This is a genomic window from Aeromonas sp. 600774 (assembly GCF_049175075.1).
GTDB classification, from domain to species: domain Bacteria; phylum Pseudomonadota; class Gammaproteobacteria; order Enterobacterales; family Aeromonadaceae; genus Aeromonas; species Aeromonas veronii_A.
In genome coordinates, this window is record NZ_JAAKUJ010000012.1 from 176,554 (window position 1) to 184,353 (window position 7,800).

Annotated in this window: 11 protein-coding genes; 10 read left to right on the forward strand and 1 reads right to left on the reverse strand. The window is 54.0% G+C overall.

The genetic code is table 11. The annotated features are described in order from the left end of the window. Positions 1-44 precede the first annotated feature (44 nt). The 10 genes from G5171_RS14695 to gmhB all read left to right on the forward strand — a co-directional run bounded on the left by G5171_RS14695 (position 45) and on the right by gmhB (position 7,492). A complete protein-coding gene (locus G5171_RS14695; RefSeq protein WP_005339902.1) occupies positions 45-761 on the forward strand; it encodes a helix-turn-helix transcriptional regulator in 717 nt (238 codons plus the stop codon). 24 nt (positions 762-785) lie between these two features. Next, positions 786-1,166, forward strand: a complete 381-nt coding sequence (locus G5171_RS14700) for a RidA family protein (RefSeq protein ID WP_005339904.1) — start codon at positions 786-788, stop codon at positions 1,164-1,166. Between the two features lie 84 nt (positions 1,167-1,250). Beyond that, positions 1,251-1,643 carry a sulfurtransferase complex subunit TusD gene (tusD, locus tag G5171_RS14705; RefSeq protein ID WP_421250887.1) on the forward strand — a complete coding sequence of 131 codons (393 nt, stop codon included), beginning with the start codon at positions 1,251-1,253 and terminating at the stop codon, positions 1,641-1,643. A gap of 8 nt (positions 1,644-1,651) precedes the next feature. After that, the gene (gene tusC, locus G5171_RS14710; protein ID WP_421250886.1) at positions 1,652-2,011 is read left to right on the forward strand and encodes a sulfurtransferase complex subunit TusC; all 360 of its coding nucleotides are present in this window, start codon (positions 1,652-1,654) and stop codon (positions 2,009-2,011) included. 7 nt (positions 2,012-2,018) lie between these two features. Continuing rightward, entirely contained in the window at positions 2,019-2,297 is a 279-nt protein-coding gene (gene tusB, locus G5171_RS14715; protein WP_421250885.1) for a sulfurtransferase complex subunit TusB, read from the forward strand. A 182-nt stretch (positions 2,298-2,479) separates the two neighbouring features. Next, the gene (gene rpsL / locus G5171_RS14720; protein WP_005306278.1) at positions 2,480-2,854 is read left to right on the forward strand and encodes a 30S ribosomal protein S12; all 375 of its coding nucleotides are present in this window, start codon (positions 2,480-2,482) and stop codon (positions 2,852-2,854) included. 93 nt (positions 2,855-2,947) lie between these two features. Continuing rightward, on the forward strand, positions 2,948-3,418 hold the full coding sequence (gene rpsG / locus G5171_RS14725) for a 30S ribosomal protein S7 (RefSeq protein ID WP_005339911.1): 471 nt from the start codon (positions 2,948-2,950) through the stop codon (positions 3,416-3,418). A gap of 75 nt (positions 3,419-3,493) precedes the next feature. After that, the gene (gene fusA, locus G5171_RS14730) at positions 3,494-5,599 is read left to right on the forward strand and encodes an elongation factor G (protein WP_216979948.1); all 2,106 of its coding nucleotides are present in this window, start codon (positions 3,494-3,496) and stop codon (positions 5,597-5,599) included. 54 nt (positions 5,600-5,653) lie between these two features. Then, positions 5,654-6,838 carry an elongation factor Tu gene (gene tuf / locus G5171_RS14735; protein WP_074042664.1) on the forward strand — a complete coding sequence of 395 codons (1,185 nt, stop codon included), beginning with the start codon at positions 5,654-5,656 and terminating at the stop codon, positions 6,836-6,838. A 111-nt stretch (positions 6,839-6,949) separates the two neighbouring features. Continuing rightward, positions 6,950-7,492: a D-glycero-beta-D-manno-heptose 1,7-bisphosphate 7-phosphatase gene (gene gmhB, locus G5171_RS14740; protein ID WP_337073313.1), complete on the forward strand. Its 543-nt coding sequence runs from the start codon at positions 6,950-6,952 to the stop codon at positions 7,490-7,492. A gap of 55 nt (positions 7,493-7,547) precedes the next feature. Here the strand turns inward: gmhB and G5171_RS14745 are convergent. Further along, positions 7,548-7,800: hypothetical protein (locus G5171_RS14745; protein WP_421260368.1), on the reverse strand; the 253-nt coding region annotated here is incomplete at its 5' end.

Below are 7,800 nucleotides of genomic sequence, written 5' to 3' on the forward strand. Positions count from 1 at the left end.
ATTTAAAACTCGGGAAAGTTGAATGGTTATTACAGGGGTAGAACATGACTGTCGGTATCGAGGAAGCCATGCTTCCCGAAGAACAGCTGATCAGCCGCACTTTTACAGATGAAGACAGGGAATTGTTGCGCTCATACGATGGGCTCATCGATGGCTTGGCCGAGCTGTTCGGCAAGCATTGTGAAGTGGTACTCCACTCCCTGGAAAATCTGCACGAGTCGGTGATCAAGATCGCCAACGGCTTCAATACCGGACGCACCCTCGGGGCGCCCATCACCGATCTCGCCCTGCGCATGCTCAAGGACATCGAGAGCACCGGCCAGGATTACACCCAGAGCTATTTCGCTCGCAGCCGTACCGGCGCGCTGATGAAGTCGAGCACCATCGCCATTCGCAACAGCGAGCGGCAAGTAGTGGGGCTTATCTGCATCAACCTGCACATCAATGCGCCTTTCCACGAGTTCGTGGCCGAATTTTTCCCGACGCCCCAGCAGGCGGCGCGTCAGTCACCAGAGACCTTCGCCAATAGCGTGGAAGAGTTGGTTGCCCAGACGGTGGATAACACCATCGACGAGATCAACCGCGATCCCACCGTGGCCAACAATGCCAAGAATCGCTTCATCGTGACCCAGCTGTTCGAGAAGGGCATTTTCGATATCAAGGATTCGATCAATCTGGTGGCGGACAAACTCAATATTTCAAAACATACCGTTTATCTTTACATCCGACAGCGCAAGCAGGGTGAAGACGAGAACGAGTAACTCATTCCAGAAGGGGATAGATGAATGGCTAAAGAAGTGATTGCAACCGACAAGGCGCCTGCCGCGATTGGTCCGTATGTTCAGGCTACCAAGGTTGGCGAGATGATCTTCACCTCCGGGCAGATCCCGCTCGATCCTGCCACCATGGAAATCGTGGCTGGCGGCATTGAAGAGCAGGCCGAGCGGGTGATGAAGAATCTGGTTGCCGTGTTGCACGCTGCGGGTGCCGATGCCAGCAAAGTGGTCAAAACCACCTGCTTCCTGAGCGACATGAACAACTTCGTTGCCTTCAACCAGGTCTATGCCCGCTACTTTGGCGATGCGGCGCCAGCCCGCTCCTGCGTGGAGGTGGCTCGTCTGCCGAAAGATGTGCTGGTCGAGGTCGAGGCGATTGCCCATCTCTGATCAACAGATCGAATCAAGCCCCTCCTGGCAGGGGCTTTTTTGTTTTTGGCGTAAAATGGACCGGGTCAGCACAGGAGTCCTGCTATGAGTCTGAGTTTTGCCATTCTGGTCACGGGGCCTGCCTATGGCACCCAATCGGCCAGCACAGCCTATCGTTTTGCCCGCGCCCTGTTGGCGCAGGGGCATACCTTGTCCCACCTGTTCTTCTATCAGGATGGGGTCTGCAACGCCAACGGTTTGCATCTGCCAGCATCCGATGAGACTGACCTGGTGCGTCTGTGGCGAGAGCTGGCAGAAGAGCAGGGGATCCGTATCGACGTCTGCGTCGCTGCCGCCATGCGGCGCGGTGTGCTCGATGAGCGGGAGGCCAAGGGGGCAGGGCAGGCACACTTCAATCTACAAGCGCCATTTTGCCTGAGCGGTCTGGGCCAGTTGGCCGAGGCGGCGCTCACCGCCGATCGATTGGTTCAGTTCTAGGGGGAGTCATGAGCAAGAAAATCGCCTTTATCTGCAGTCGTGGCCCCCATGGCCATGCTGCCGGCCGGGAAGGACTGGATGCCTTGTTGGCCACCTCGGCCATGACCGATGAGCTGGCCCTCTTCCTGATTGGGGACGGCGTGCTGCAACTGCTTAAAGAACAGCTGCCACAGACTATCTTGCAGCGCCACTATGCGCCAACCTTCAAGATGCTCGAACTCTATGACATCGAGGAGGTGTACGTCTGTGCCTACTCGCTGGCCGAGCGCGGCGTGACAGTGGATGATCTGCTGATCCCCGTCGAGAGTCTGCCGCGCCAGGAAATGGCTCGGCGCTGGGCCCAATGTTCGACTCACATCAGCTTTTGAGGTCTCCATGTTGCATCTGATATTGAACTCTCCCTTTCAGAGTCAGGCTCTGGCAGAGGCGCTCTCATACCTTCAGCCCGAGGATGAGCTGGTACTGATGCAGGATGCCGTGATTGCGGCATCGGCTCCCCAGTGGAGTGCGCGGCTGGCGGGTATCCCGCTTTATGTGATGCAGGAAGATCTGCAAGCTCGCGGTTTGCATCATCGGGTGGGTAATGTGCTCGATATGGCGGGTCTGGTGACACTGATTGAGCAAAAAGGCTCTCCTCGTACTTGGGCTGGCTGATAAACACATTTTCAAGATAATTCAATGTGATGCCGTGAAACAAACCGGATCCGAATTGCCCTTTTGTGACGCAAATTGTATAAATCTTGACTCCCCTGACAACAGGGCATAAAATTTCGCGTCCCCGTATCTGCGGGGAGGATTTTCCACACGTTTATGAAGTCATTATCAGGAGCCTTTTGATGGCAACTATTAACCAGTTGGTTCGCAAGCCACGCATCAAGCTCGTTGTGAAAAGCAACGTGCCGGCGCTGGAAGCGTGCCCTCAGAAGCGTGGCGTATGCACTCGTGTATATACCACCACCCCGAAGAAGCCTAACTCTGCACTGCGTAAAGTGTGCCGTGTACGTCTGACCAACGGCTTCGAAGTCACCTCCTACATCGGTGGTGAAGGTCACAACCTGCAAGAGCACTCTGTTGTTCTGATCCGTGGCGGTCGTGTAAAAGACTTGCCAGGTGTTCGTTATCACACCGTTCGTGGTGCGTTGGACTGTGCCGGTGTTAAAGACCGTAAGCAGGCTCGCTCCAAGTATGGCGTGAAGCGTCCTAAAGCTTAATGGTTCTCCGTTAAGTAAGGCCAAACGTTAATTCGTTTCTAGTTAGATAGCTTTCTAGTTTTGGGTAATCCCTGAAGTTACGGAGAATTTGAAATGCCAAGACGTCGTGTTGTTGGTCAGCGTAAAATCCTGCCAGATCCCAAGTTCGGATCAGAGCTGCTGGCTAAATTTGTCAACGTAGTAATGGTTGACGGTAAGAAATCTGTTGCAGAAGCCATTGTTTATGGCGCCCTAGACATCATTGCCACCAAATCTGGCAAAGAGCACCTGGCCGTATTCGAAGAAGCTCTGGATAACATTCGTCCGGCGGTCGAGGTTAAATCTCGTCGCGTCGGTGGTGCAACCTATCAGGTTCCGGTAGAAGTTCGTCCGGTACGTCGCAATGCTCTGGCAATGCGCTGGTTGGTTGATGCCGCTCGTAAACGTGGTGAAAAATCAATGGCTCAGCGTTTGGCTGGCGAGCTGCTGGATGCCGCTGACAATAAGGGTTCGTCTGTCAAGAAACGTGAAGACGTTCACCGTATGGCTGAAGCGAACAAAGCCTTCGCTCACTTCCGCTGGTAATCCGCTTGCGCAGGGTCTTTTGGCTCTGCGCACCTTTAATTATCTAGGGACAAGCGCCTTAGTAAGAGGATGACAATGGCTCGTACAACCCCCATTGAGCGTTATCGTAACATCGGTATCTCCGCTCACATTGACGCCGGTAAGACTACTACTACCGAGCGCGTACTGTTTTACACCGGTGTAAGTCACAAGATCGGTGAAGTTCACGATGGCGCTGCCACCATGGACTGGATGGAACAGGAACAAGAGCGTGGTATCACCATCACCTCCGCCGCGACCACCGCTTTCTGGTCCGGTATGGGTAAACAGTTCCAACCGCACCGTATCAACATCATCGATACCCCGGGCCACGTTGACTTTACTATCGAAGTAGAGCGTTCAATGCGTGTTCTGGACGGTGCCGTGATGGTGTACTGTGCCGTAGGTGGCGTACAGCCACAGTCTGAAACCGTATGGCGTCAGGCTAACAAGTACAAGGTTCCCCGTATCGCGTTCGTCAACAAGATGGACCGTACCGGTGCCAACTTCCTGCGTTGTGTTGAGCACATCAAGACCCGTCTGAAAGGCAACCCGGTTCCGCTTCAGCTGAACATCGGCTCTGAAGAGAACTTCAAGGGCGTTGTTGACCTGGTCAAGATGAAGGCCATCAACTGGAACGAAGCTGACCAGGGCGTCACCTTCGACTACGAAGATGTGCCGGCCGAGTTGCTGGAACAGGCGCAAGAGATGCGCATGAATCTGGTTGAAGCCGCTGCAGAAGCGTCTGAAGACCTGATGGAAAAATACCTGGGCGGCGAAGAGCTGACCGAGGAAGAGATCAAAGGTGCTCTGCGTCAGCGCGTGCTGAACAACGAAATCATCCTGGTAACCTGTGGCTCCGCGTTCAAGAACAAGGGCGTACAGGCAATGCTGGATGCCGTGATCGAGTACCTGCCGGCTCCGACTGACGTTGCTGCTATCGACGGCCTGAAAATGGACGGCGAGACCAAAGACGAGCGTCACGCTTCCGATGACGAGCCGTTCTCTGCTCTGGCGTTCAAGATCGCTACCGACCCGTTCGTTGGTAACCTGACCTTCTTCCGTGTCTACTCTGGCGTGATCAACTCCGGTGACACCGTGCTGAACTCCGTCAAGGACAAGCGCGAGCGCTTTGGCCGTATCGTTCAGATGCATGCCAACAAGCGTGAAGAGATCAAAGAAGTACGCGCTGGTGACATCGCTGCAGCCATCGGTCTGAAAGATGTGACCACTGGTGACACCCTGTGTGACCCGAACGCACCGATCATCCTCGAGCGTATGGAATTCCCGGAGCCGGTAATTTCTATCGCGGTTGAGCCGAAAACCAAGGCTGACCAGGAGAAGATGGGTCTGGCACTGGGCCGTCTGGCTCAGGAAGATCCGTCCTTCCGCGTATGGACTGACGAAGAGTCAGGTCAAACCATCATCGCTGGTATGGGTGAGCTGCACCTGGACATCATCGTTGACCGTATGCGTCGCGAGTTCAAGGTTGAAGCCAACGTAGGTAAGCCGCAGGTTGCCTACCGTGAAACCATCCGTACCACCGTTAAAGACATCGAAGGCAAGCATGCCAAGCAGTCTGGTGGTCGCGGTCAGTACGGTCATGTTGTTATCGACATGTACCCGCTGGAAGAAGGCAAAGCCTACGAATTCGTCAACGACATCAAAGGTGGTGTCATTCCTGGTGAATTCATCCCGGGTGTTGATAAAGGTATCCGTGAGCAGCTCAAATCTGGTCCGCTGGCTGGTTACCCGGTTATGGATCTGGGTGTGCGTCTGCACTTCGGTTCTTACCACGATGTCGACTCTTCCGAACTGGCGTTCAAAATCGCTGCTTCCATGGCCTTTAAGGCTGGCTTCATGAAAGCCAACCCGGTTCTGCTCGAGCCGATCATGAAAGTAGAAGTTGAAACTCCGGAAGATTACATGGGCGACGTGATCGGTGACCTGAACCGTCGTCGTGGCCTGATCGAAGGTATGGAAGATGGCCCGTCCGGCAAGATCGTACGTGCTCTGGTGCCGCTGGCCGAAATGTTCGGTTATGCAACTGCACTGCGTTCCGCTACCCAAGGTCGTGCTTCCTACGCCATGGAATTCGCCAAGTATCACGATGCACCGACCAACGTTGCACAAGCCGTGATCGAAGAGCGCAAATCCAAGTAATTTAAGATTCCCCGCCTACGACGGTAGGCGGGTTTAACCTAGAAGGACTACGTCGTGTCTAAAGAAAAATTTGAGCGTAATAAACCGCACGTAAACGTCGGCACCATCGGCCACGTTGACCACGGTAAAACCACCCTGACTGCAGCTATCACCAACGTGCTGGCCAAGCACTTCGGTGGTAAAGCTTTCGCCTTCGACCAGATCGACAAGGCACCGGAAGAGCGTGAGCGTGGTATCACCATCAACACCTCCCACGTAGAATACGACACCGCTACCCGTCACTACGCACACGTAGACTGCCCGGGTCACGCCGACTACGTTAAAAACATGATCACCGGTGCTGCCCAGATGGACGGCGCGATCCTGGTAGTAGCAGCGACTGACGGCCCGATGCCGCAGACTCGTGAGCACATCCTGCTGGGTCGTCAGGTAGGCGTTCCGTACATCATCGTGTTCATGAACAAGTGTGACATGGTAGATGACGAAGAGCTGCTGGAACTGGTCGAGATGGAAGTTCGCGAACTGCTGTCCGAGTACGACTTCCCGGGTGATGACCTGCCGGTAGTCCGTGGTTCTGCACTGAAAGCGCTGGAAGGCGAAGCTCAGTGGGAAGAGAAGATCCTGGAACTGGCTGGCCACCTGGACAGCTACATTCCGGAGCCGGAGCGTGCAATCGACCAGCCGTTCCTGATGCCAATCGAAGACGTATTCTCTATCGCAGGCCGTGGTACTGTAGTAACCGGTCGTGTAGAGCGCGGTATCGTTAAAGTTGGTGAAGAAGTGGAAATCGTTGGTATCAAAGATACCACCAAGACCACCTGTACCGGCGTTGAAATGTTCCGCAAACTGCTGGACGAAGGTCGTGCAGGTGAGAACATCGGTGCACTGCTGCGTGGCGTGAAGCGTGAAGATGTAGAGCGTGGTCAGGTACTGGCCAAGCCGGGCACCATCAAGCCGCACACCAAGTTTGAATCTGAAGTGTACGTACTGTCCAAAGAAGAAGGTGGTCGTCATACCCCGTTCTTCAAAGGCTACCGTCCGCAGTTCTACTTCCGTACTACCGACGTGACCGGTACCATCGAACTGCCGGAAGGCGTAGAGATGGTAATGCCGGGCGACAACATCAAGATGGTTGTTACCCTGATTGCGCCGATCGCGATGGACGACGGCCTGCGTTTCGCTATCCGTGAAGGTGGCCGTACCGTAGGTGCTGGTGTTGTAGCTAAAGTTATCGCTTAATCGATACTTTAAATGCACACATGAAAGGGGTGGCTTCGGCCGCCCCTTTTGTTTTTGGGCTTTATCTGCCCTGTGAGATACTGGGCAAAACCATTGATTGAGGTAGTTTCCGTGAGCAAACCCGCCATTTTTCTGGATCGTGACGGTGTCATCAATGAAGACACTGGCTATGTCAGCCAGGTCGATGACTTCCATTTTCTGCCCGGAGTCATAGACGCCCTGCAGCTCCTCAAAAAGAAAGGCTATCTGCTGGTTGTAGTGACCAACCAGTCAGGGATTGCCCGCGGTTATTTCACCGAAGATGATTTCATGAACCTGACCGAGTGGATGGATTGGTCGCTGGCTGATCGGGATGTGGATCTCGATGGCATCTACTTCTGTCCCCATCATCCGGATCACGGTACCTCCTGTGACTGCCGCAAGCCTGAACCGGGAATGTTGCTGCTCGCTAGGCAGGAACTGAACATCGATATGAGCCGCTCCTATATGGTGGGTGACAAGCCTTCCGATTTGAAAGCAGCCATCAATGCCGGGGTTGGTCACAAAATCATGGTCAGAACCGGTAAGCCGGTCACCGAAGTGGGTAACGCTCTGGCCGATACCATCTATGACAATCTGTATGATTTTGCTATCGCGGTGCCTGCAGTAAGCTGATTTCGCCGGTTTAATATGCTGATTGGTGGCTTTGTGAGCTAACGAACAGCAAAAGTCATCTTTTTACAATTATCTGCTTGCCAGAAAATTCCAGCTCCCTATAATGCGCCTCCATCGACAGGGCAAGCGGCAACGCAAACAACCTCGTCGATAACCTCGAAAAGCCTTTGAAAATAAGGCTTGACTCGAGAAGGCGGTTGAGTAGAATGCCACTCCCGCAGCAGCAAAAGCTGCGTCGCTCTTTAACAATTTGAATCAAGCAATCTGTGTGGGCACTCACAGCATCGAGCATCAAAAACAATTTTTGA